Here is a 22,397-nt window from a genome sequence, read left to right as displayed (position 1 = left end):
TCAGCCGTTGCGCCGCAGCGCCTCCGTGAGGCGGATCGCCGCGTCCAGGACGGCCTGGGCGTGCATCCGCCCGGGGTGGCGCGTGAGGCGCTCGATCGGTCCGGAGACCGAGACGGCCGCCACGACCCGGTTCGAAGGCCCCCGCACCGGTGCCGAGACCGACGCCACACCCGGCTCGCGCTCGCCGATCGACTGGGCCCAGCCCCGTCGCCGTACGCCCGAGAGCGCGGTGGCCGTGAAGCGGGCGCCCTGGAGGCCGCGGTGGAGCCGCTCCGGCTCCTCCCAGGCCATGAGGACCTGGGCCGCCGAGCCGGCCTTCATCGGCAGCGTGGAGCCCACGGGCACGGTGTCCCGCAATCCGGACAGTCGTTCCGCGGCGGCGACGCAGATCCGCATGTCGCCCTGGCGCCGGTAGAGCTGCGCGCTCTCGCCCGTGACGTCGCGGAGGTGGGTGAGGACCGGGCCAGCCGTGGCCAGGAGCCGGTCCTCGCCCGCCGCGGCCGCGAGCTCGCTCAGCCGGGGTCCGAGGATGAAACGGCCCTGCATGTCGCGCGCCACCATCCGGTGGTGCTCCAGGGCCACCGCGAGGCGGTGGGCCGTCGGACGCGCGAGGCCGGTCGCCGTGACCAGCCCGGCGAGGGTCGCCGGACCGGACTCCAGGGCGCTCAGAACCAGAGCCGCTTTGTCGAGAACGCCCACACCGCTAGAGCCGCCACTACTGTTGTCCATGCAACGATACTCGCGTCTCACACTATGAAACGCAAGTTCATATTTTCCCGGGACGCGCCACTCTGGACGGACAGCACCGACCCCACAGGAGAGAAGGCGATGGGACGGACACTCGCGGAAAAGGTCTGGGACGACCATGTCGTGACGCGCGCCGAGGGCGAGCCCGACCTCCTCTTCATCGATCTGCACCTGCTCCACGAGGTGACCAGCCCGCAGGCCTTCGACGGACTGCGGAAGGCGGGACGACCGGTCCGTAGGCTCGACCTGACCATCGCCACCGAGGACCACAACACACCGACCGTCGACATCGACAAGCCCATCGCGGACCCGGTCTCCCGCACCCAGCTGGAGACCCTGCGCCGCAACTGCGCCGAGTTCGGGGTGCGCCTCCATCCGCTGGGCGACATCGAGCAGGGCGTCGTCCATGTGGTGGGACCGCAGCTGGGGCTGACCCAGCCGGGCACGACCGTGGTCTGCGGCGACAGCCACACCTCCACCCACGGCGCGTTCGGCGCGCTCGCGTTCGGCATCGGCACCAGCCAGGTCGAGCACGTCCTGGCCACCCAGACCCTCCCGCTGGCGCCGTTTCGGACCATGGCCGTCACGGTCGAGGGCGAACTGCCCGAGGGCGTCACCGCCAAGGACCTGATCCTCGCGGTCATCGCCCGGATCGGCACGGGCGGCGGCCAGGGCTACGTCATCGAGTACCGCGGCTCCGCCGTCGAGAAGCTCTCGATGGAGGCCCGGATGACCGTGTGCAACATGTCCATCGAGGCGGGCGCCCGGGCGGGCATGATCGCACCCGACGAGACCACCTTCGCCTATCTGAAGGACCGCCCCCACGCCCCCCGTGGCGCGGACTGGGACGCCGCCGTCGACTACTGGCGCACCCTGCGCACCGACGACGACGCGGTCTTCGACCACGAGGTGGTCATCGACGCCGCCGAGCTCTCCCCGTTCGTCACCTGGGGCACCAACCCGGGCCAGGGCGCGCCGCTCTCCGCGGCGGTCCCCGACCCCGCCGCGTACAGCGACCCGTCCGAGCGGCTCGCAGCCGAAAAGGCGCTGGAGTACATGGACTTGACGCCGGGTCAGGCGCTGCGCGACATCCGTGTCGACACCGTCTTCGTGGGTTCCTGCACCAACGGCCGTATCGAGGACCTGCGTGCCGCGGCAGCGGTCATCGAGGGCCGGGACGTCGCCGACGGCGTACGGATGCTGGTGGTCCCCGGGTCCGTCCGGGTGGCGCTCCAGGCGGTCGAGGAGGGGCTGGACAAGGTGTTCACCGCGGCCGGCGCCGAATGGCGGCACGCGGGCTGCTCCATGTGCCTCGGCATGAACCCCGACCAACTCGCGCCGGGCGAGCGCTCCGCGTCCACGTCCAACCGCAACTTCGAGGGCAGGCAGGGCAAGGGCGGCCGCACCCATCTGGTCTCGCCCCAGGTGGCCGCCGCCACCGCCGTGCTGGGCCACCTGGCCGCCCCGGGCGACCTGCCCGGAGCCGCCGCCGACGCACTCACCCCCGTGGAGGTCTGACCGATGGAAGCGTTCACCACCCACACCGGCCGGGCCGTCCCGCTGCGCCGCAGCAATGTGGACACGGACCAGATCATCCCCGCGCACTGGCTGAAGAAGGTCACCCGCGACGGCTTCGAGGACGGGCTCTTCGAGGCGTGGCGCAAGGACCCGGAGTTCGTCCTGAACCGGCCCGAGCGCGCGGGCGCCACCGTGCTGATCGCGGGCCCCGACTTCGGCACCGGCTCCTCCCGTGAGCACGCCGTCTGGGCGCTCCAGAACTACGGTTTCAAAACCGTCGTGTCGTCCCGCTTCGCCGACATCTTCCGCGGCAACTCGCTCAAGAACGGACTGCTCACCGTCGTTCTGCCGCAGGAGACCGTGGCGGCGCTGTGGGAGCTGACCGAGAACGACCCCACCGTCCCGGTGACGGTCGACCTGGTGGCGCGCGAGGTGCGGGCCGGCGCGCTGACGGCCGGTTTCGACCTTGACGAGAACGCACGGTGGCGCCTCCTGGAGGGGCTGGACGACATCGACCTGACCCTCCGGAACGCCGCGGACATCGACGCGTACGAGGCCCGCAGGCCCTCGTTCAAGCCCTCCACGGCAAGAATCTGAGACGGATTCCGGCTCGTTTGGCCCAGTCTCGGACGGCCTTCGCGGACCCCGGATTTCCGCTGCTCACCCAGGGTTTGGCATGATGCGCCCCCTGTCTTCGGACAGGGGGCGCATCGCTTTGTTGAGGCCCTGTGGAGCGACAACTCGCCTCAGATGGCACAATCGGTGCATGGAACGCGACAGCCAACTCGAGCTTTACCGGCTCGTCGCCGACCAACTGAAGGAAGCGCACACAAGGGTGCGCGCACTGCAAGTCCCGGAGGGCGTACGGATGGCGCTGTCCCGGCAGCTGCTGGCCATCACGGCCTCGGCAAAGCACGATCTCTCAGGCGCCGCAAGGCGTCTGGACCGGCTGATGAACGACCTCGACGAGGGCCGTTTCCCCGAAGATCCCGGCACGCACGGAACTCCGTGATGCGTCGGGTTCGTTGCGGCACAAGGGTGATTAGACCGTTTCGTGTTTGATTTGCGGTATATATCTGCCTAACGTGCGAAAAAGCTGGAGCACTTTCCAGCCAATGTCTCCGAAGGGGAAGACGTGAACAAGGCGCAGCTCGTTGAAGCGATTGCCGACAAGCTCGGCGGCCGTCAGCAGGCCGCGGACGCCGTCGACGCGGTGCTCGACGCGATTGTCCGTGCGGTGGTCTCCGGTGACCGTGTCTCGGTGACCGGCTTCGGTTCGTTCGAGAAGGTCGACCGGCCGGCCCGTTACGCCCGTAACCCGCAGACGGGCGAGCGCGTCCGGGTCAAGAAGACCTCGGTGCCGCGCTTCCGCGCGGGTCAGGGCTTCAAGGACCTGGTGAGCGGCTCGAAGAAGCTCCCGAAGGCCGGCGAGGTCTCCGTGAAGAAGGCGCCCAAGGGCAGCCTGACCGGTGGCAAGGCCACCACCAAGGCCGCGGCCAAGAAGGCCACCGCCAAGAAGGCGACCGCGAAGAAGGCCGCCGTCAAGAAGACGACCGCCGCGAAGACGACGGCCGCGAAGAAGACGACGGCCGCCAAGAAGGCGACCGCGGTCAAGAAGACCACGGCGGCCAAGAAGGCCACCACCGCCACCAAGGCCACCGCGAAGAAGGCGGCGCCCGCCAAGAAGGCGGCCGTGGCGAAGAAGGCGGCTCCGGCGAAGAAGGCCGCCGCGGCGAAGAAGACCGCGCCCGCGAAGAAGGCCACGACCCGCACCACCGCCGCGCGCAAGACCACCGCCAAGAAGACCACTGCCAAGAAGAAGTAAGGCAGCGGACGTACGGCGTAACGCGCCGGGCCGGGCTCCCCGTCAGGGAGCCCGGCCCGCGGCGTGTCCGGCCCTCCCGGCCGCCGTGACGTCTCTCAGGACGTCACGTCTCTCAGAACGTGACGTCTCTCAGAACGTCTGGAGCGTCACCAGGGTCACCCGGCGCTCCGCCGGCGGGACCTTCCCGGCCCCCTCGGCCGGCGCCGCGAACTCGATCCGCACCCGCTGGCCGGGCCGCAGCATCAGCAGACCCCCGGCGTCGAACGCCGCCCCGTCGAAGGAGACGGGCGTGCCGTCGTCCAGGAGGACGCTCCCGGCGTGGGTCTGGGGATCGAAGGTGTAAGCGGTGGCCTGCATGACCGGCAGCCTAGTCCGCCCGCGCGGGCGTGGCCGCCCCGGCGGCCCGCCCCCGGCCGGCGACCGCCGCCGTGCGCGGCCCCGCGCCCAGCGCCAGGGCGGCCCGCAGATCCTCCTCGGTGTCCACGTCCCGGCGCACGGAGTCCACGCCCGCGAGGACTATCTCCCGGGCCCCCGAGGCCCGGTGCCGGGCGCGCGAGGCGCCCTCGAACGCCGGGGACAATTCCCTTCCGGGAGCCGCCGCCAGCAGCGTCGTACCGATTCCGGCGGCGTCCGCGAGAAATGCCCGGGGAAATCCGGCCGCGAATTCGAGCACCCGCCCGAGTTCGGCGGGACGCAATGCCGGCAGATCCGCGTTGAGCGTGGCCACGGCCGCGTCCGGGCGGGCCCGGCGCACCTCGTGGGCGCCGTGGGCCAGGGCCGCGTTCAGCCCGCCGCCCGGCGGCTCGGGCACCACCCGGGCGCCCAGGGCCGCCAGCTCGGCCCCGGCGAGCGGATCCGCCGTGACGACCGCCACATCCCGCACGGCGCCGCAGGCCAGCGCGGCGGCCACGGTGTCCAGGGCGAAGGCCAGGGCCAGCTCGGGCCCCGGCAGTCGCGCCGGGCCCGCCACGAGTCGGCTCTTGGCCACCGCCGGCGGTTTCACCGGCACCACCAGCGTCCACAGCACGGCCCCGGTCCCCTCTCCTCGCGTCGGCCCCCATTGTCACCCGCTGCCGGAGCCCGGCACCGGGGGCGGGGTTACGGTGTTCTGAGAAGTCCGGGCCCCGGGGCGTTCTCGACAGACCGGGTACCCGGGGCGACACTTGTCCGGCCCCCGGGTGAGCAGCACGCCCGAAGCACGTCCAGGTTCCAACAGAAGGGTGTCCGAGTGTCCCGCCACAGAATCGGCTTCTGGTACCGCTTTGCGGCGGTGTTGGCGAAACCGCCGCTCGTGGTTCTGTTCAAGCGGGACTGGCGCGGAATGGAGCACATTCCCGCCGACGGCGGTTTCATCACCGCCGTCAACCACAACTCGTATCTCGACCCGCTGTCCTACGCCCATTACCAGTACAACACCGGGCGCGTCCCGCGCTTCCTCGCCAAGGCCGGGCTGTTCAAGGGCAGCTTCGTCGGCGCGATCCTGCGCGGCACCGGGCAGATTCCCGTCTACCGCGAGTCCGCCGACGCGGCCACCGCCTTCCGGGCCGCCGTGGACGCCATCAACAGGGGCGAGTGCGTGGCCTTCTACCCCGAGGGCACCCTCACCCGCGATCCCGACATGTGGCCCATGGAGGGCAAGACCGGCGCCGCCCGTGTCGCCCTGCTGACCCGCGCGCCCGTCGTCCCGGTCGCCCAGTGGGGCGCCAACGAGGCGATGCCGCCGTACGCCAAGGAGAAGAAGCTCCGGCTCTTCCCCCGCAAGACCCTCCGGGTGCTGGCCGGCCCGCCCGTCGACCTGTCGGCGTACTACGGCAAGGAGCCCACCGCCGAGGTGCTGCGCGAGGTCACCGAGGTCATCATGAGGGCCATCACCGAACTCCTCGCCGAACTGCGCGACGAGCCCGCCCCGGCCGAGCCGTACAACCTCAAGAAGGCCCGCGCCGCCGCCCGGCGCGCGGCCGGCGCTCCGGGCACGAGCCCGTCCGGGAACGCCTCGTCCGAGGAGGAGAACAACAAGTGACGCGCGTCGCCGTCTACGGCACCGGTTCCTGGGGCACCGCCTTCGCGATGATCCTCGCCGACGCCGGCTGCGAGGTCACCATGTGGGGCCGCCGCGCCGCCCTCGTGGACGCCATCAACACCGGCCGCACCAACCCCGACTACCTCCCCGGTGTGGAGCTCCCCGCCGCCGTGCGGGCCACCACCGACCCCGCCGAGGCCGCCCGCGACGCCGCGTTCACCGTGCTCGCCGTGCCCTCCCAGACCCTGCGCGGCAACCTCGCCGAGTGGACGCCCCTGCTGGCCGACGGCACCGTGCTGGTCTCCCTGATGAAGGGCGTCGAGCTCGGCACCGCGAAGCGGATGAGCGAGGTGATCGAGGAGGTCGCCAAGGTCTCCCCGGACCGGGTCGCCGTGCTCACCGGCCCCAACCTCGCCAAGGAGATCGCGGCACGGCAGCCCGCCGCCGCCGTCGTCGCCTGCCCCGACGAGTCCGTCGCCCGGCGGCTCCAGGCCGCCTGCCACACCGCGTACTTCCGCCCGTACACCAACACCGACGTGGTGGGCTGCGAGCTGGGCGGCGCGGTGAAGAACGTCATCGCGCTGGCCGTGGGCATCGCCGACGGCATGGGGCTCGGCGACAACGCCAAGGCGTCCCTGATCACCCGGGGCCTCGCCGAGACCACCCGGCTGGGCCTGGCCATGGGCGCCGACGCCCACACCTTCGCGGGCCTGGCCGGCATGGGCGACCTCGTCGCCACCTGTGCCTCGCCGCTCTCCCGCAACCGCACCTTCGGCGCCTGCCTCGGCCGGGGCATGACCCTGGAGGAGACCGTCGCGGTCACCAAGCAGACGGCGGAGGGCGTCAAGTCCTGCGAGTCCGTGCTCGATCTGGCCCGGCGTCACCATGTCGACATGCCGATCACGGAGACGGTCGTCGGCATCGTCCACGAGGGCAAGCCGCCCATGGTGGCGCTCAAGGAGCTGATGTCGCGCAGCGCCAAGGCCGAGCGGCACTGAAGCACCCGTGGTCACCAGGTACTCTCGACGCGATATGAGCAGCGAGACCTCCCCCCAGAGCCCTGAGCGGAAGCCGCGTGTCGCGGTCGTCTTCGGCGGCCGCAGTTCCGAACACGCCATTTCCGTGGTGACCGCAGGCGCGGTGCTGCGCGCCATCGACCGCGCCAAGTACGACGTGCTGCCGATCGGCATTACCACCGACGGCCGTTGGGTGCTGACCGCCGACGACCCCGAGCGGATGACCATCGCCGACCGGTCGCTGCCGAGCGTCGAGCAGCTCACCGACTCCGCCGACGGCGGCGTGCTGCTGCCCGTCACGCCGGCCAGCCGCGAGGTCGTCTACACCGAGCCCGGTGCCGTCCCCAAGGCGCTGGGCGAGGTCGACGTCGTCTTCCCCGTGCTCCACGGCCCCTACGGCGAGGACGGCACCCTCCAGGGCATGCTGGAGCTCGCCGGGATCCCCTACGTGGGCGCGGGCGTCCTCGCCTCCGCCGTCGGCCAGGACAAGGAGTACATGAAGCGCGTCTTCATCTCCTTCGGCCTGCCGGTCGGCCCGTACGTGGTGATCCGCCCGCGCGAGTGGGAGAACGACCAGGCGGCCGCCCGGAAGAAGATCGTGGACTTCGCGGGCGAGCACGGCTGGCCGCTCTTCGTGAAGCCCGCGCGCGCCGGCTCCTCGATGGGCATCACCAAGGTCGACGACCTCTCCGGGCTGGACGAGGCCATCGCCGAGGCCCGCCGCCACGACCCGAAGATCCTGGTCGAATCGTTGCTGCGCGGCCGGGAGATCGAGTGCGGCGTCCTCGAGTTCGAGGACGGCCCGCGCGCCAGCGTGCCCGCCGAGATCCCCCCGGTCTCCGCGCACGACTTCTACGACTTCGAGGCCAAGTACATCGACTCCGCCTCCGGCATCGTCCCCGCCCCGCTGAGCGAGGAGGAGACCCGCCGGGTCCAGGAGCTGGCGGTCCAGGCCTTCGAGGCCGCCTCCTGCGAGGGGCTGGTCCGCGCGGACTTCTTCCTCACCGAGGACGGCGAGTTCGTGATCAACGAGATCAACACCATGCCGGGCTTCACGCCCATCTCCATGTACCCGCGCATGTGGCAGGAGACCGGCGTCGCGTACCCGGAGCTGGTCGACCGGCTCGTCCAGGCCGCGCTGCGCCGCTCCACGGGGCTGCGCTAGCAGCCCCGGGGCGCTACGGGAGGATTCCTTCGGGAATCGTCTTCTTCACGGCGTCGGCGAGATCGGTCAGCGCACTGATGTCGCCGGCGCCGCCCACCACGCGCTTCGGCAGGGTCACCTCGACCCAGGCCTCCCGCTGCACGGTCGTGCAGCGGACACTGCCGTCCGGCTGCCGCTCCGGCAGCCAGGTGACCCCGTCGAGATCCGCCGAGTCCGCGCCGGGGTTGTAGTGTTCGGTCCCGGGCGTAAGGATCTTGGGACGCGTCACCCCGCAGCGCAGCGTGATCGCGGGATCGCCCCACATCGCCGTGAAGTCCGAGACGGGCTCCGCGGCACGCCGCTTCCGCCCGTCCAGGACGTCCGGCAGCGCACGGTGCAGCGCCCGGCAGGGCCCGGCCTGCCGGGCGTCCGGTGTGGGCACCGCCGGACCCGCCTCCGGGTCCGGCGCCGAGCAGCCCGCGACGGCCAGGAGCAGGGCGGCGGCGGGCAGGCCGAGGGGCCGGCGGAGCGAAGACTTCACCGGCCGAGCATACGGGGGAGCTAGATATGGACCACCGGGCAGGTCAGGGTGCGGGTGATGCCCTCCACCTTCTGGACGCGGGCGACCACCATGCGACCGAGTTCGTCCACGGTGTCCGCCTCGGCGCGCACGATCACGTCGTACGGTCCGGTCACGTCCTCGGCCTGGATCACTCCCTTGATCTTTCCGATGACTTCGGCCACGGTCGACGCCTTGCCGACCTCGGTCTGGATCAGGATGTACGCCTGTACCACGGAACCTCCAGGGCGGCTTCGAGGATCATGTGGGGAGAAGAGACGCCACGGTACCGCGTCGCCGCACGGTCCGGGGAGACCCGCGCGGCCTGCGCGGCGCGGGATACGTCACGATCAGGGCAACCGACACTCCGAGGAGGAGCTCAGTGAAAGGCACCGTGGGCGAGCTGGGGGAGTTCGGCCTCATCAGAGAGCTGACCTCCCGGCTCACCACCACCCCGGCGGTCCGGCTCGGGCCGGGTGACGACGCCGCGGTGGTCGCGGCGCCCGACCGCCGGGTCGTCGCGAGTACGGACGTACTCCTGGAGGGACGGCACTTCCGCCGCGACTGGTCCACCGCCTACGACGTCGGGCGCAAGGCCACCGCGCAGAACCTCGCCGACATCGCCGCCATGGGCGCGGTGCCCACGGCCGTGCTGCTGGGCCTCGTCGTACCCGCCGAGCTCCCCGCCACCTGGCCGACCGAGCTGATGGACGGCATCCGCGACGAGTGCCAGGTCGCCGGCGCGGCCGTGGTCGGCGGGGACGTGGTGCGCGGCGACACCATCACCGTCGCCATCACGGCCCTGGGCGACCTGCGCAACCACGAGCCGGTCACCCGCTCCGGGGCGCGCGCGGGCGACGTCGTGGCCGTCACCGGCTGGCTGGGCTGGTCCGCCGCCGGGCTCGCCGTGCTCTCCCGCGGCTTCCGCTCCCCGCGCGCCTTCGTCGAGGCCCACCGCCGGCCGGAGCCCCCGTACCACGCGGGGCCCGCCGCCGCCGCGCTCGGCGCCACCGCCATGACGGACATCAGCGACGGCCTCATCGCCGACCTCGGCCACATCGCCGAGGCCAGCAAGGTCCGCATCGACCTGCGCACCGCCGCCATCGACGTGCCCACGCAGATGTACGACATCGGCCAGGCCGTCGGCGTCGACCCGCTCCAGTGGGTGCTGACCGGGGGAGAGGACCACGCCATCGTGGCCACCTTCCCGCCGGACGTGAAGCTTCCCGCCCGCTGGAAGATCATCGGCGAGGTCGTCAACCCCTCCGCCCTCCCGCAGGTCACCGTCGACGGCGCGCCCTGGGACAAGGCGGGCGGCTGGGACCACTTCGGCGACGACCTGGAGCCGGGCGAGTAGATTGCGCGCATGCGCATACCCCCGCCCCGCGTGCTGACCGTCGCCGGATCCGACTCCGGCGGCGGTGCGGGCATCCAGGCCGACCTGAAGACGATGCTCGCCCTCGGCACCCACGGCATGAGCGTGGTCACGGCGGTGACCGCGCAGAACTCCCTCGGGGTCCAGGGCGCCTGGCCACTGCCCGCCGAGGCGGTACGGGCCCAGTTCCGCAGCGTCGTGGACGACATCGGGGTGGAGGCCGTGAAGACCGGCATGCTCGCCTCGGCGGAGCTCGTGGAGACCGTGGCCGCCCTGCTGGACGAGGTGACGGCCCCCGTCGTCGTCGACCCCGTCGGCATCTCCAAGCACGGCGACGCCCTGCTGGCCGCCTCCGCGCGCGACGCGGTCCGCACGAAGCTCCTGCCGGCCGCGACGGTCGCCACCCCCAACCTGGACGAGGTCGCCTGGCTGACCGGCGTCCAGGTCGCCTCCGAGACCGGTATGCGCCGCGCGGCGGACGCGATCCTCTCGTACGGCCCGCGCTGGGCGCTCGTCAAGGGCGGGCACCTGGAGGGCGACGCGGTGGATCTCCTGACGGACGGGACGGAGTCGCACTGGTTCCGTGCCCCGCGTCATGACAACCGGCACACCCACGGGACGGGGTGCACGCTGGCGAGCGCGATCGCAGCGGGGCTGGCGAAGGGCCTCTCCGTGCCGGAGGCGGTCGCGGCGGCGAAGACGTATGTCACGGGTGCGATCGCGGCGGGGTTCGCCCTGGGCGCGGGCATCGGCCCGGTGGACCACGGGTGGACGATCCCCTGACCGGGGTCCGGGGGCGGAGCCCCCGGACGGAACCCGCGCACGGCAAAAAGCCGGCCCCCCGAAGGGGACCGGCTTTCAAGGGGCGGCGAGGCTGCCGCGCTACTAGCTAGTTAGCGCGAGACCTTGCCGGCCTTGATGCACGAGGTGCAGACGTTGAGGCGCTTCGGCGTCCGACCGACCACGGCACGCACACGCTGGATGTTCGGGTTCCAGCGACGGGACGTACGGCGGTGCGAGTGCGAAATGTTGTTGCCGAAGCCCGGCCCCTTGCCGCAGACGTCGCAGTTGGCAGCCACGGGTCACTCCAAAGACTTCAGATGCACTTACGGGAAATCCCGGCGTGCCGGGTCGTAGGTGACTGGCTTGCCAGGGGGATGGCCTGATTCTCATCAGGCAACCGGAGCAGCATACAACGACCGCTCCTGGACAACGAAACTACCATGACCGGCCCGAACTCCGCCCGGCTCGTCCCCCGGGCCCCCGCTCGGGACTAGTCTGCTCCAGCGCTTTCCCACCGTCCGAGGAGGACACACGTGCCGCACCAGCTCGACGCCGATGCGGTACGCGCCTGGTGCGCCCACGCGCTCGACGCGCTCGGCGGGGCCCGCGAGGAGATCGACGCGATCAACGTCTATCCCGTCGCGGACGGCGACACCGGCACCAACCTCTACCTGACCGTCGAGTCCGCCGCCCGCGCCGTCGACGCCGTCTTCGACGGCCACGCCACTTCCGGCCCCGGCTCCCGCCCGGGCCTGGCCGAGGCCGTCCGGGCGATGGCCCACGGCGCGCTCATAGGCGCCCGCGGCAACTCCGGGACGATCCTGGCGCAGCTGCTGCGCGGCATGTCCGAGGTGTTCTCCGCCGCCGGTGACGCGGACGGGGCCGGTGACGGGGATCACCATGACGACGCCGCCCTCCTGCGCCGCGCCCTGCGCCGCGCGGTCGAGTCGGCGTACGAGGGCGTGGCCCGCCCCGTCGAGGGCACCGTGCTGTCGGTGGCCACGGCCGCCGCCGAGGCCGCCGAGGTCACCCCGGGCGACGGCCCGGCCGTCGCCCGCGCCGCGCACGAGGGCGCCCTGACCGCCCTGGCGGCCACCCCGTGCCAGCTGGAGGTCCTCGGGCGGGCGGGCGTCGTCGACGCGGGCGGCAAGGGCCTCGTGGAGGTGCTGGGCGCGCTCGTGGCCGCCCTGGCGGGCGGCCCCGGCCCCGCGCGGGCCGCCGCCGCGCCCGACCGCGCCGCCCACGACTGGCTCGCCGGGGGCTGCCCGGCCGAGGCGGCCGGCACCGGCGTCCCGGCGGACGACGGGCCCGCCTTCGAGGTGATCTACTTGCTGGAGGCGGACGACGCGGCCGTCGCCCGGCTGCGCGCCCGCCTCGACGCGCTGGGCGAGTCCCTCGTCGTCGTCGGCGGGGACGGCCTGTGGAACGTCCATGTGCACGTGGACGACGCCGGCGCCGCCGTCGAGGCGGGCATCGACGCCGGGCGCCCGTACCGCGTCCGCATCACCCACTTCGGCTCCGCCGCCACCGAGCGCACCCGGGTCCACGAGCCCGTCCAGCGGGCCGTCGTCGCGGTCGTGCCGGGCGAGGGCCTGGCGGCCCTGTGCGACGAGGCCGGCGCGACCGTCGTGGCCGTACGGCCGGGGGAGCCGCCGGCCAGCGGCGAGCTGGTGCAGGCGGTCCGGCGCGCCAACGCGCGCGAGGTGGTGCTGCTGCCCAACGACGCGGACCTGCGGCACACCGCCGCCGCGGCCGCCGAACAGGCCCGCGCCGAGGGCGTCCGGGTCGCCCTCATCCCCACCCGCTCCCCGGTCCAGGGCATCGCCGCCCTCGCCGTCCACGAGCCCGGCCGCCGCTTCGACGAGGACGTCGTGGCCATGACCTCCGCCGCCGGGGCCACCCGGCACGCCGAGCTCGTCGTCGCCGAGCGGCAGTCGTGGACCATGGCGGGCGTCTGCCAGGCCGGGGACGTCCTCGGCCTCATCGACGGCGACGTGGCCGTCATCGGCGCGGAGCTCGCCGCCACCGCCGAGACCGTGCTGGACCGGATGCTCGCCGCAGGCGGCGAGATGGTCACGCTCGTGCTCGGCGCGGACGTGCCCGACGCCGTCGCCGACCGCCTCCAGCGGCATGTGCGCGGCGGCCACCTGGCCGTCGACACCGTGGTCTACCGGGGCGGACAGCACGCCGCCCGGCTGATCATCGGCGTCGAATGAGCCGGACGGGGCGCGCGAGCGGTGCCGCGCGGGCCCCGTTGTCAGCGGCGTGGTGTGCAATGGACCCGTGCCCGCCTTGGACGAACCCCTGAAGAAGACGCTCGGCGGCACCACCGCGAAGGTGATGGCCGAGCACCTCGATCTGCACACGGTCGGCGACCTGCTGCACCACTACCCGCGCCGCTACGCCGAGCGCGGCGAGCTCACCCGGCTCGCCGACCTGCCGCTCGACGAGCACGTCACGGTCGTCGCGCAGGTCTCCGACGCCCGGGTGCACAAGTTCAACCAGGGCCGGGGCCAGCGGCTGGAGGTGACCGTCACCGACGGCGGCGGCCGGCTCCAGCTGGTCTTCTTCGGCCGCTCGATCTACCACCACCAGAAGGAGCTGGTCCCCGGCCGGCGCGGCATGTTCGCGGGCAAGGTCGGCACCTTCCGCAACATCCGCCAGCTCTCCCACCCGGCGTACGAGATGCTCGGCGGCGACAGCGACGCCTCCGCCGCCCGCGCCTGGGCCGACCAGCTGATCCCGCTCTACCCGGCCTGCTCGAAGATGGAGTCCTGGAAGATCTCCAACGCGGTCGACGTCGTGCTCGCCTCGATGGAGGCCACCGGCTGGGAGGCCGTCGTGGACCCGCTGCCGCCCGCGCTGCGCGAGGGCCGGGGCCTGGTCCCGCTGCCGGAGGCCCTCCGCAAGATCCACCGGCCCCGGGCCAAGGCGGACATCGAGGACGCCCGCTCCCGGCTGAAGTGGGACGAGGCGTTCGTCCTCCAGGTCGCCCTCGCCCGCCGCCGGCACGCCGACTCCCAGCTGCCCGCCGTGGCCCGCAAGCCCGCGCCCGGCGGCCTGCTGGACGCCTTCGACGCCAAGCTGCCCTTCACCCTCACCGACGGCCAGCGGAAGGTCTCCGCCGAGATCTTCGACGACCTGGCCACCGAGCACCCCATGCACCGGCTGCTCCAGGGCGAGGTCGGTTCGGGCAAGACGATGGTCGCCCTGCGCGCGATGCTCGCCGTCGTGGACGCGGGCGGCCAGGCGGCCATGCTCGCCCCCACCGAGGTCCTCGCCCAGCAGCACCACCGGTCGATCACCGAGATGATGGGCGAGCTGGCCGAGGGCGGCATGCTGGGCGGCGCCGAGCAGGGCACCAAGGTCGTGCTGCTGACCGGCTCCATGGGCACGGCCGCGCGCCGGCAGGCGCTGCTCGACCTGGTCACGGGCGAGGCGGGCGTCGTCGTCGGGACGCACGCCCTGATCGAGGACAAGGTCCAGTTCCACGACCTGGGTTTGGTCGTCGTCGACGAGCAGCACCGTTTCGGCGTCGAGCAGCGCGACGCCCTGCGCTCCAAGGGCAAGCAACCGCCGCATCTGCTGGTGATGACCGCCACTCCTATCCCGCGCACCGTCGCCATGACCGTCTTCGGCGACCTGGAGACGTCCGTCCTGGACCAGCTGCCCGCCGGGCGCTCGCCCATCGCCACCCACGTCGTGCCCGCCAAGGACAAGCCGCACTTCCTGGCCCGCGCCTGGGAGCGGGTCCGCGAGGAGGTCCAGGGCGGCCACCAGGCGTACGTCGTCTGCCCCCGCATCGGCGACGAGGAGGACGCCCCCAAGAAGAAGTCCGCCGGGGCCGCCGAGTCCGCCGAATCCGCCGAGGACGAGGCGGAGCGCCGCCCTCCGCTGGCCGTGCTGGACGTCGCCGAGGAGCTCTCCCGGGGACCCCTGGCCGGGCTGCGCGTGGAGGTGCTGCACGGGCGGATGCAGCCCGACGCCAAGGACGACGTGATGCGCCGCTTCGCGGCGGGCGAGGCCGACGTCCTGGTCGCCACCACCGTCATCGAGGTCGGGGTGAACGTGCCCAACTCCACCGCGATGGTGATCATGGACGCCGACCGGTTCGGCGTCTCCCAGCTCCACCAGCTGCGCGGCCGCGTCGGCCGCGGCTCGGCCCCCGGGCTCTGCCTGCTGGTCAGCGAGATGCCGGAGGCCAGCCCGGCCCGGGCCCGGCTCGGCGCGGTCGCCGCCACCCTCGACGGCTTCGAGCTCTCCCGCATCGACCTGGAGCAGCGCCGCGAGGGCGACGTCCTCGGCCAGGCGCAGTCCGGCGTCCGCTCCTCCCTGCGGATGCTCACCGTCATCGACGACGAGGAGATCATCGCGGCCGCCCGCGAGGAGGCCGCCGCGGTCGTCGCCGCCGACCCCGAGCTCGACCGGCTGCCCGAGCTGCGCACCGCGCTCGACGCGCTGCTCGACAAGGAGCGGGAGGAGTTCCTCGACAAGGGCTGACGCCCCGGGCCTCGACAAGGGCTGACGCCCGAAGCGCCGGCAAGGCCCGGGCGGACGCCGTGGCGCCGACGCCATACGCTGTCGGTGCGGCCACCGCCGCACCGTGTCACCCACCGTCGAAGGACTCCCGAGACCATGACCCGCGTGATCGCCGGCCGCGCCGGCGGACGCCGCCTGGCCGTACCGCCCGGCACCGGCACCCGCCCCACCTCCGACCGGGCGCGCGAGGGCCTGTTCTCCACCTGGGTGTCCTTCCTGGGCACCCTCGACGGCGCGCGGGTGCTGGACCTCTACGGCGGCTCCGGCGCCGTCGGCCTGGAGGCGCTCTCGCGCGGCGCCGAGCACGCCCTGCTGGTCGAGGCGGACGCCCGCGCCCTGCGCGTCATCAAGGACAACGTCCGCGCGGTCGGCCTGCCGGGCGCCGAGGTGCGCGGCGGCAAGGCCGAGCAGGTCGTGGCCGGGGCGCCGCCCGCCCGCCCGTACGACGTGGTCTTCCTCGACCCGCCCTACGTGGTGACCGACGACGATCTCCGGGAGATCCTCCTCACACTCCGGAGCAGGGGGTGGCTGGCCGAGGACGCGCTCGTCACTGTGGAGCGCAGCACCAGGGGCGGGGAATTCCGCTGGCCGGAGGGTTTTGACGCACTGAGGGCCCGTCGCTACGGCGAGGGGACGCTTTGGTACGGTCACGCCGCTTCGGCGTGCACTGCCGACACCACGGGATCAGGCACGTCATGAATGGACCGGAGAGCGAGGAAACACCGTTGCGCCGCGCCGTCTGTCCGGGGTCGTTCGACCCCGTCACCAATGGGCACCTCGACATCATCGCCCGCGCTTCGAAGCTTTACGACGTCGTGCACGTCGCCGTGATGATCAACAAGTCCAAGAAGGGCCTGTTCACCATCGACGAGCGGATAGAACTCCTCCGCCGGGTCACCGCCGAGTACGGCAATGTCCGGGTGGAGTCCCATCACGGCCTGCTCGTCGACTTCTGCAAGGAGCGCGACATCCCGGCCATCGTCAAGGGTCTGCGGGCGGTCAGCGACTTCGACTACGAGCTCCAGATGGCCCAGATGAACAACGGCCTCTCGGGCGTCGAGACCCTCTTCGTCCCCACCAACCCCACCTATAGCTTCCTCTCCTCCAGCCTGGTCAAGGAGGTCGCGGCCTGGGGCGGCGACGTCTCCCACCTGGTGCCGCCGCTGGTGCTGGAGGCCCTCAAGGAGCGCCTCGCCCAGCGGCCCGAATCTGACTGATCGTCAGTAGCTGTCGGCCGGGGGCCGCCGGCCGTACAGTCGTCCCCGTTCGTTCCCATCGGCCACCAGGCCACCCCGGAATGCGAGAAGGCGGCGAGCGTCACGGTGGACGTCCAGCAGAAACTCGACGAGATCGTCTCGACCGTCGCCGGCGCCCGCGCCCTGCCCATGTCGGCCTCCTGCGTGGTCAACCGGGCCGAGCTGCTCGCCCTCCTCGACGAGGTGCGCGCCGCCCTGCCCGGCTCGCTGGACCGGGCGCGCGAGGTCATCGGCGACCGGGAGCAGCTCGTCGCCCGGGCGCACGAGGAGGCCGAGGCGATCCTCGCCTCGGCCCGGGCCCAGCGCGGCTCCCTGATCTCCGACACCGAGGTCGCCCGCCAGTCCCGCGAGGAGGCCGACCGGATCCTCGCGGAGGCCCACCGGGAGGCCGAGGAGATCCGCGCCGGCGCCGACGACTATGTCGACAGCACCCTCGCCAACTTCGAGGTCGTCCTCACCAAGACCATCGGCTCCGTCGACCGGGGCCGCGAGAAGCTCCTCGGCCTCGGCGCCGACGGCCACGACCCCGAGGGCCTGGCCCACGACGCCCCCGAGCGCAGCACCGACCCCCGGACCCAGCGGCAGGGCGCCGACGCCTACGTGGACGTCAAACTGGGCGCCGTCTCCGCCGTCCTGGCCAAGGCCCTGGAGGCCGTGGGCCGGGGCCGGGAGAAGCTGCTCGGGGCCCGCCCCGTCGACGAGCTGGGCGCCCACCTGGCCGCCCACGACGGCATCACCCCCGGCCGCCCCACCAGCGACGCCGACTTCCTCGCCGAGCTCGCCGGCGGCCCGCAGGAGCCCCTGGGCGCGCCCCGGATGTCCCGGGAGACCCACCGGGCCCCCGAGGTACCCCAGGCCCCACAGGTCCCGCAGCAGCCCGTCTGGAGCGACTACACCGTCCCCGCCGGGGGCTACGACGCGCAGGACCCCTACGGCTACCACCAGCAGCCCGCGCAGTACCCGCCGCAGGCGGACCCGTACGCCGTCTCCGGCGGCTACCAGCAGCCCGACCCCTACGCCTGGCAGTCCCCGGCCCAGGGCACGGACGGCCATGGGACGGACCTCGGCCACGGCTACGGGACCGCCGCCGGCTACCCGGCCGACGGCCACCAGCCCAGGGCGGCGGGCGCCCTCGACGAGACCAGCTTCTTCGACACCTCGATGATCGACCTGAACCGGCTCCGCCAGTACGAACAGGGCCGCTGACCCGCCCCGGCGACGGTCGCCGGGGTGCGGATTGGGCCCACGGGCGGCCGTCCAGTATCCTGGCTCTTCGGTCGCGTGTACGTCCGCGATCCAGGCTGCCCTCCGTGCCCCGTGCACCGGGGTCGCCATCACCGCAGCGTAGAAAGCAGGAAGCCCTGAACGCCCGCCTTGACCCCCGTAACCCTCTCGTGTTCGATACGCGCGAGCTGGGCCGGCGTCCCGGTGCGCTGAAGAGGGTCTCCCGCTCCGTCCCCGCCCCCCGCGACCTCGGTATCGAGGTCATCGGAGTGGCTGAGGGCGCGACGGTGGAGCTCGACCTCCGGCTCGAGTCGGTCATGGAAGGGGTGCTTGTCACAGGCACCGCCCGTGCGCCGCTCACCGGGGAGTGCGTAAGGTGTCTGGAGCCGCTCGAGCGAGAGTTTGAAGCGGACTTCCAGGAGATGTACTCCTACCCCGACGCCGACGCCCGGGGCCGCATCGTGGCCACGGACGACGACGCCGAGGACGATGAGGAGGACATCCTCCACCTCGAGGACGACTTGTTCGACCTCGAACCCGTGCTGCGGGACGCGGTGGTGCTCGCACTGCCGCTGCAGCCGGTGTGCCAGGACGACTGTCCCGGTCTGTGCTCCGAGTGCGGAGAACGGCTGGCGGACGACCCGGACCACCACCACGAGTCCGTCGACATTCGTTGGGCGGCACTGAAGGGACTCGCCGGATCCGAGACGGCCGGCGAGAAGGACAACGCACCCCGCTCCGGCGGGGATGACACACAGGAGAAGTAGCCGTGGCTGTTCCGAAGCGGAAGATGTCGCGCAGCAACACGCGCCACCGCCGGTCGCAGTGGAAGGCTGCGGTCACCCCCCTGGTGGCGTGCGAGCGCTGCCACGAGCCGAAGCAGCAGCACATCGCGTGCCCCAGCTGCGGCACCTACAACAAGCGCCAGGTCCTCGCGGTCTGATCGGCGGGTGACAGGCTTCATGTCAGACGCCACAGCGCCGAAGAAGGCGTCGGCGGACACGGCCTCGTCCCACACGCTTCTGGAAGGGCGGCTCGGGTACACACTCGAGTCCGCCCTTCTGGTGCGTGCGCTGACGCACCGGTCCTACGCCTACGAGAACGGCGGGCTGCCCACCAACGAACGGCTGGAGTTCCTCGGGGACTCCGTCCTGGGTCTGGTGGTCACCGACACGCTGTACCGCATCCACCCGGACCTTCCCGAGGGCCAGCTGGCCAAGCTGCGCGCCGCGGTGGTCAACTCACGGGCACTGGCCGAGGTCGGCCGGGGCCTGGACCTGGGCTCCTTCATCCGGCTCGGCCGGGGTGAAGAGGGCACCGGGGGCCGGGACAAGGCATCCATCCTCGCGGACACCCTGGAAGCCGTCATCGGCGCGGTCTATCTCGACCAGGGTCTCGACGCGGCCGCGGAGCTGGTGCACCGGCTCTTCGACCCGCTGATCGAGAAGTCCTCGAACCTCGGCGCCGGCCTGGACTGGAAGACCAGTCTCCAGGAGCTGACCGCCACCGAGGGTCTCGGGGTTCCGGAGTACCTCGTCACCGAGACGGGTCCCGACCACGAGAAGACCTTCACGGCTGCTGCCCGCGTCGGTGGTGTCGCGTACGGCACCGGCACCGGCCGCAGCAAGAAGGAAGCGGAGCAGCAGGCGGCGGAGTCCGCCTGGCGCGCCATCAACAGCGCGGCGGAAGCCCGTGTGGCGGCCGAGAAGGCCGCCGCCGAGTCCGGCGCGCTCCCGGGGGAGAAGTCCTCCAGCTGAGAAAAGCGGTCCGGGCCGCGGTGCGAGAGCACCGCGGCCCGGACCGTTTCCTTATTCCTTCGTCTTCGTCGTCAAGGAGCACCGTGCCGGAGTTGCCCGAGGTCGAGGTCGTCCGCCGGGGTCTGGAGCGCTGGATCTCCGGTCGCGTCGTCGCCGCCGTGGAGGTCCTCCACCCCCGGGCGATCCGCCGCCACCCGGCGGGGCCGGACGATTTCGCCGCCCGGCTGACCGGCCACCGGCTGGGCCCCGCGCGCCGGCGCGGAAAGTACCTCTGGCTGCCGCTGGAACCCCTCACCGGGACGGCCGCCCCCACCCAGGCGGTCCTCGCCCACCTGGGCATGAGCGGCCAGTTGCTCGTCCAGCCGCAGGGCTCCCCGGACGAGAAGCACCTGCGCGTCCGCGTCCGTTTCGCCGACGCCACCGCGACCGAGCTGCGCTTCGTCGACCAGCGCACCTTCGGCGGGCTCTCGCTCCACGACACGGTGGAGGACGACCCCGACGGGCTGCCCGACGTGATCGCGCACATCGCCCGCGACCCCCTCGACCCGGCCTTCGACGACGCCGCCTTCCACACCGCGCTGCGCGGCCGCCGGACGACGATCAAACGCGCCCTGCTCGACCAGTCGCTGATCAGTGGCGTCGGCAACATCTACGCCGACGAGGCGCTGTGGCGCACCCGGCTGCACTACGAGCGCCCGACCGCGAGCCTCACCCGCCCGCGCACGGCCGAACTGCTCACCCATATCCGCGAGGTCATGAACGAGGCCCTCGCGGTGGGCGGCACCAGTTTCGACAGCCTCTACGTCAATGTGAACGGCGAGTCGGGCTACTTCGACCGCTCCCTGGACGCGTACGGCCGTGAGGACGAGCCGTGCCGCCGCTGCGGCACGCCCATCCGCCGCCGGCCCTGGATGAACCGGTCCAGCTACTTCTGCCCCCGCTGCCAGCGCCCGCCGCGCTGACCGGGTCCCTCGTGGCGCGCTAGCGCCCGCCGTCGTAGCGCTCCCGCGCCGTCAGGACGTCCGGCATGCGCTCCTCCAGCAGCTCGATGAGCCCCATCAGCCGCCCGGTCACCTCGCGGCCCAGAGGCGTCAGCCGGTAGTCCACGCGAGGGGGGTTGGTGGGCTGTGCCTCGCGGTGCACGAGGCCGTCGCGCTCCAGCGAGTGGAGCGTCTGCGACAGCATCTTCTCGCTGACGCCGTCCACCCGTCGCCGTAGCTCGTTGAAGCGCAGCGTGTCCTCGCGCAGGGCGCCGAGGGTCAGGGCGCCCCAGCGGCCGGTGACGTGCCCCAGGGTTTCGCGCGAGGGGCAGTTGCGCGCGAAGACGTCGAAGGGCAGTTGCTCGTCCGTGCCGTCGATCGTCGTCATGGGAACACCATACTCCCGCACAGCGCTATCCATAGGGTTGCGCTAACCAAAAGTTAGTGCTTTCCTTTGGTCACCCAGTCAGCGCAACCAGCTTCTCCAGGGAGCCCATCGTGACCACGCCCGTCGTCGCCATCGCCTACCACTCCGGCTTCGGCCACACCGCCGTCCTCGCCGAGGCCGTCCGCGCCGGTGCCACCGGGGCCGGGGCGACCGTCCACCTGATCAACGTCGCCGAGATCACCGACGCGCAGTGGGAGCTCCTCGACGCCTCCGACGCGATCGTCTTCGGCTCGCCCACCTACATGGGCACCGCCTCGGGCGCCTTCCACGTCTTCGCCGAGGCGTCGTCCAAGCGCTGGTTCACCCGTGCCTGGCAGGACAAGATCGCGGCCGGCTTCACCAACTCCGCCTCCAAGAGCGGTGACAAGCTCCACACCCTCCAGTTCTTCACCGTCCTCGCCGCCCAGCACGGCATGCACTGGGTCGGCCTCGGCGCGATGCCGGGCTGGAACAGCTCCACCGCCTCCGAGAACGACATCAACCGCCTCGGCTTCTTCCTCGGCGCCGGCGCCCAGACCAACAACGACCAGGGCCCCGAGGGCGTCCACAAGGCGGACATAGCCACCGCCGAGCTGCTGGGCCGCCGCGTCGCCGAGCAGACCCGGATCTATGTGGCGGGCCGCGCCTCCGCCTGATCCCGCGCCGCCGCGTGATCCCACGCGGCCACCGGACGCCGCTGCCCCGGCCGTACCGCCGTACGGCCGGGGCAGCGGTGCGTCACGGCCCGGTCAGTAGCCGAAGTCCTGCGTCCAGTAGGGGCCGTTGCCCCCGTGGTGGACCCCGACGCCGATGGTCCGGTAGTCGCAGTTGAGGATGTTCGCCCGGTGGCCGCTGCTGCGCATCCAGGCCTCCATCACGGTGTGGGCGTCGGGGTGGCCGCGGGCGATGTTCTCCCCGCCGAGGTTCTTGATGCCGCGCCGGGCGGCCCGGTCCCAGGGGGTCCGGCCGTCCGGGTCGGTGTGGTCGAAGAAGCCCCGCCGGGCCATGTCGTCGCTGAAGGACTGGGCCAGCCGGTTGAGCTTGCCGCTGGGCCGCAGGGGACGGCAGCCGGCCTTCGCCCGCTCGGCGTTGACCAGGGACAGCACCAGATGCGCGGCGGACGACTGGGTGTCCGCCAGCGTGCCGGGCAGCACGCCCAGGTCCTCGTCGGGGTCGTGATCGGCGTGCTCGGGGTGCTCGCGCGCCGGGGGGCGCCGGGGGGTGCCG

General features: G+C 72.5%; 27 protein-coding genes. 19 read left to right on the top strand and 8 right to left on the bottom strand.

From position 1 onward, the window contains the following. A complete protein-coding gene (gene ndgR / locus K6I33_RS06090) occupies positions 1 to 729 on the bottom strand; it encodes an IclR family transcriptional regulator NdgR (RefSeq protein WP_126916265.1) in 729 nt (242 codons plus the stop codon). A 99-nt stretch (positions 730 to 828) separates the two neighbouring features. Between ndgR and leuC the strand changes: the two genes are divergently transcribed. The 4 genes from leuC (at position 829) to K6I33_RS06070 (ending at position 4,090) form a co-directional block, all read left to right on the top strand. Continuing rightward, positions 829 to 2,265: a 3-isopropylmalate dehydratase large subunit gene (gene leuC / locus K6I33_RS06085; RefSeq protein ID WP_229348643.1), complete on the top strand. Its 1,437-nt coding sequence runs from the start codon at positions 829 to 831 to the stop codon at positions 2,263 to 2,265. Positions 2,266 to 2,268: 3 nt separating this feature from the next. Then, positions 2,269 to 2,862, top strand: coding sequence for a 3-isopropylmalate dehydratase small subunit (gene leuD / locus K6I33_RS06080; RefSeq protein WP_229348642.1), 594 nt, complete (start codon positions 2,269 to 2,271; stop codon positions 2,860 to 2,862). Positions 2,863 to 3,031: 169 nt separating this feature from the next. Beyond that, positions 3,032 to 3,277, top strand: a complete 246-nt coding sequence (locus K6I33_RS06075) for a hypothetical protein (protein ID WP_126916268.1) — start codon at positions 3,032 to 3,034, stop codon at positions 3,275 to 3,277. Positions 3,278 to 3,400: 123 nt separating this feature from the next. Further along, positions 3,401 to 4,090 carry an HU family DNA-binding protein gene (locus tag K6I33_RS06070; RefSeq protein ID WP_229348641.1) on the top strand — a complete coding sequence of 230 codons (690 nt, stop codon included), beginning with the start codon at positions 3,401 to 3,403 and terminating at the stop codon, positions 4,088 to 4,090. Positions 4,091 to 4,219: 129 nt separating this feature from the next. Here K6I33_RS06070 and K6I33_RS06065 read toward each other — a convergent pair whose 3' ends face one another. Both K6I33_RS06065 and cofC read right to left on the bottom strand, forming a co-directional pair. Further along, a complete protein-coding gene (locus K6I33_RS06065) occupies positions 4,220 to 4,447 on the bottom strand; it encodes a hypothetical protein (RefSeq protein WP_229348640.1) in 228 nt (75 codons plus the stop codon). 10 nt (positions 4,448 to 4,457) lie between these two features. Beyond that, on the bottom strand, positions 4,458 to 5,117 hold the full coding sequence (cofC, locus tag K6I33_RS06060) for a 2-phospho-L-lactate guanylyltransferase (RefSeq protein ID WP_229348639.1): 660 nt from the start codon (positions 5,115 to 5,117) through the stop codon (positions 4,458 to 4,460). 201 nt (positions 5,118 to 5,318) lie between these two features. On the opposite strand from cofC, the gene K6I33_RS06055 reads away from it, so the two are divergent. The 3 genes from K6I33_RS06055 to K6I33_RS06045 are packed head-to-tail and all read left to right on the top strand — an operon-like array spanning position 5,319 to position 8,291. Beyond that, entirely contained in the window at positions 5,319 to 6,110 is a 792-nt protein-coding gene (locus tag K6I33_RS06055; RefSeq protein ID WP_229348638.1) for a 1-acyl-sn-glycerol-3-phosphate acyltransferase, read from the top strand. Continuing rightward, positions 6,107 to 7,108, top strand: coding sequence for an NAD(P)H-dependent glycerol-3-phosphate dehydrogenase (locus K6I33_RS06050; protein WP_229348637.1), 1,002 nt, complete (start codon positions 6,107 to 6,109; stop codon positions 7,106 to 7,108). The genes K6I33_RS06055 and K6I33_RS06050 overlap by 4 nt, the downstream gene beginning before the upstream one ends. Before the next feature lie 34 nt (positions 7,109 to 7,142). Beyond that, on the top strand, positions 7,143 to 8,291 hold the full coding sequence (locus K6I33_RS06045; protein WP_229348636.1) for a D-alanine--D-alanine ligase family protein: 1,149 nt from the start codon (positions 7,143 to 7,145) through the stop codon (positions 8,289 to 8,291). A gap of 13 nt (positions 8,292 to 8,304) precedes the next feature. Here the strand turns inward: K6I33_RS06045 and K6I33_RS06040 are convergent, their stop codons facing one another. Continuing rightward, the gene (locus tag K6I33_RS06040) at positions 8,305 to 8,811 is read right to left on the bottom strand and encodes a DUF3515 domain-containing protein (protein WP_229348635.1); all 507 of its coding nucleotides are present in this window, start codon (positions 8,809 to 8,811) and stop codon (positions 8,305 to 8,307) included. 20 nt (positions 8,812 to 8,831) lie between these two features. Beyond that, on the bottom strand, positions 8,832 to 9,065 hold the full coding sequence (locus tag K6I33_RS06035; protein ID WP_229348634.1) for an Lrp/AsnC ligand binding domain-containing protein: 234 nt from the start codon (positions 9,063 to 9,065) through the stop codon (positions 8,832 to 8,834). A gap of 146 nt (positions 9,066 to 9,211) precedes the next feature. Here K6I33_RS06035 and K6I33_RS06030 point away from each other — a divergent pair, with 146 nt between their 5' ends. Both K6I33_RS06030 and thiD read left to right on the top strand, forming a co-directional pair. After that, on the top strand, positions 9,212 to 10,186 hold the full coding sequence (locus K6I33_RS06030) for a thiamine-phosphate kinase (RefSeq protein ID WP_229348633.1): 975 nt from the start codon (positions 9,212 to 9,214) through the stop codon (positions 10,184 to 10,186). Positions 10,187 to 10,195: 9 nt separating this feature from the next. Beyond that, complete coding sequence (gene thiD, locus K6I33_RS06025) at positions 10,196 to 10,987, top strand: bifunctional hydroxymethylpyrimidine kinase/phosphomethylpyrimidine kinase (RefSeq protein WP_229348632.1); 792 nt, start codon at positions 10,196 to 10,198, stop codon at positions 10,985 to 10,987. A 110-nt stretch (positions 10,988 to 11,097) separates the two neighbouring features. On the opposite strand, the gene rpmB is transcribed toward thiD, so the two are convergent. Beyond that, entirely contained in the window at positions 11,098 to 11,283 is a 186-nt protein-coding gene (gene rpmB / locus K6I33_RS06020; protein WP_003957616.1) for a 50S ribosomal protein L28, read from the bottom strand. A gap of 237 nt (positions 11,284 to 11,520) precedes the next feature. Here rpmB and K6I33_RS06015 point away from each other — a divergent pair, with 237 nt between their 5' ends. From K6I33_RS06015 to mutM, 9 genes are all read left to right on the top strand, one after another. Beyond that, entirely contained in the window at positions 11,521 to 13,203 is a 1,683-nt protein-coding gene (locus tag K6I33_RS06015) for a DAK2 domain-containing protein (protein WP_229348631.1), read from the top strand. A gap of 124 nt (positions 13,204 to 13,327) precedes the next feature. Further along, positions 13,328 to 15,487, top strand: coding sequence for an ATP-dependent DNA helicase RecG (recG, locus tag K6I33_RS06010; protein ID WP_229348651.1), 2,160 nt, complete (start codon positions 13,328 to 13,330; stop codon positions 15,485 to 15,487). Between the two features lie 135 nt (positions 15,488 to 15,622). Then, a complete protein-coding gene (rsmD, locus tag K6I33_RS06005; protein WP_229348630.1) occupies positions 15,623 to 16,225 on the top strand; it encodes a 16S rRNA (guanine(966)-N(2))-methyltransferase RsmD in 603 nt (200 codons plus the stop codon). Between the two features lie 26 nt (positions 16,226 to 16,251). Beyond that, a complete protein-coding gene (gene coaD / locus K6I33_RS06000; RefSeq protein ID WP_275126638.1) occupies positions 16,252 to 16,743 on the top strand; it encodes a pantetheine-phosphate adenylyltransferase in 492 nt (163 codons plus the stop codon). 105 nt (positions 16,744 to 16,848) lie between these two features. Continuing rightward, the gene (locus K6I33_RS05995; RefSeq protein WP_229348628.1) at positions 16,849 to 17,988 is read left to right on the top strand and encodes an ATP synthase F0 subunit B; all 1,140 of its coding nucleotides are present in this window, start codon (positions 16,849 to 16,851) and stop codon (positions 17,986 to 17,988) included. Between the two features lie 155 nt (positions 17,989 to 18,143). Beyond that, positions 18,144 to 18,773 (top strand): YceD family protein, encoded by a 630-nt coding sequence (locus K6I33_RS05990; protein ID WP_238491268.1) that lies wholly within the window; start codon positions 18,144 to 18,146, stop codon positions 18,771 to 18,773. Between the two features lie 2 nt (positions 18,774 to 18,775). Then, positions 18,776 to 18,949, top strand: a complete 174-nt coding sequence (gene rpmF, locus K6I33_RS05985; protein WP_086575354.1) for a 50S ribosomal protein L32 — start codon at positions 18,776 to 18,778, stop codon at positions 18,947 to 18,949. Between the two features lie 19 nt (positions 18,950 to 18,968). Next, positions 18,969 to 19,763, top strand: a complete 795-nt coding sequence (rnc, locus tag K6I33_RS05980) for a ribonuclease III (protein ID WP_189451140.1) — start codon at positions 18,969 to 18,971, stop codon at positions 19,761 to 19,763. 83 nt (positions 19,764 to 19,846) lie between these two features. Further along, positions 19,847 to 20,725, top strand: a complete 879-nt coding sequence (mutM, locus tag K6I33_RS05975; RefSeq protein ID WP_229348627.1) for a bifunctional DNA-formamidopyrimidine glycosylase/DNA-(apurinic or apyrimidinic site) lyase — start codon at positions 19,847 to 19,849, stop codon at positions 20,723 to 20,725. 19 nt (positions 20,726 to 20,744) lie between these two features. On the opposite strand, the gene K6I33_RS05970 is transcribed toward mutM, so the two are convergent. After that, complete coding sequence (locus tag K6I33_RS05970) at positions 20,745 to 21,131, bottom strand: helix-turn-helix domain-containing protein (protein ID WP_229348626.1); 387 nt, start codon at positions 21,129 to 21,131, stop codon at positions 20,745 to 20,747. A 110-nt stretch (positions 21,132 to 21,241) separates the two neighbouring features. Between K6I33_RS05970 and K6I33_RS05965 the strand changes: the two genes are divergently transcribed. Continuing rightward, positions 21,242 to 21,826, top strand: coding sequence for a flavodoxin family protein (locus tag K6I33_RS05965; protein WP_229348625.1), 585 nt, complete (start codon positions 21,242 to 21,244; stop codon positions 21,824 to 21,826). A gap of 93 nt (positions 21,827 to 21,919) precedes the next feature. Here K6I33_RS05965 and K6I33_RS05960 read toward each other — a convergent pair. After that, on the bottom strand, positions 21,920 to 22,397 hold a 478-nt coding region (locus K6I33_RS05960), incomplete at its 5' end, for a CAP domain-containing protein (RefSeq protein ID WP_229348624.1).

Source organism: Streptomyces sp. UNOB3_S3 (assembly GCF_020740895.1).
Classification (GTDB): domain Bacteria; phylum Actinomycetota; class Actinomycetes; order Streptomycetales; family Streptomycetaceae; genus Streptomyces.
The sequence above is the reverse complement of the archived record's forward strand: the minus strand, read 5'-3'. Positions and strand labels throughout refer to the sequence as shown.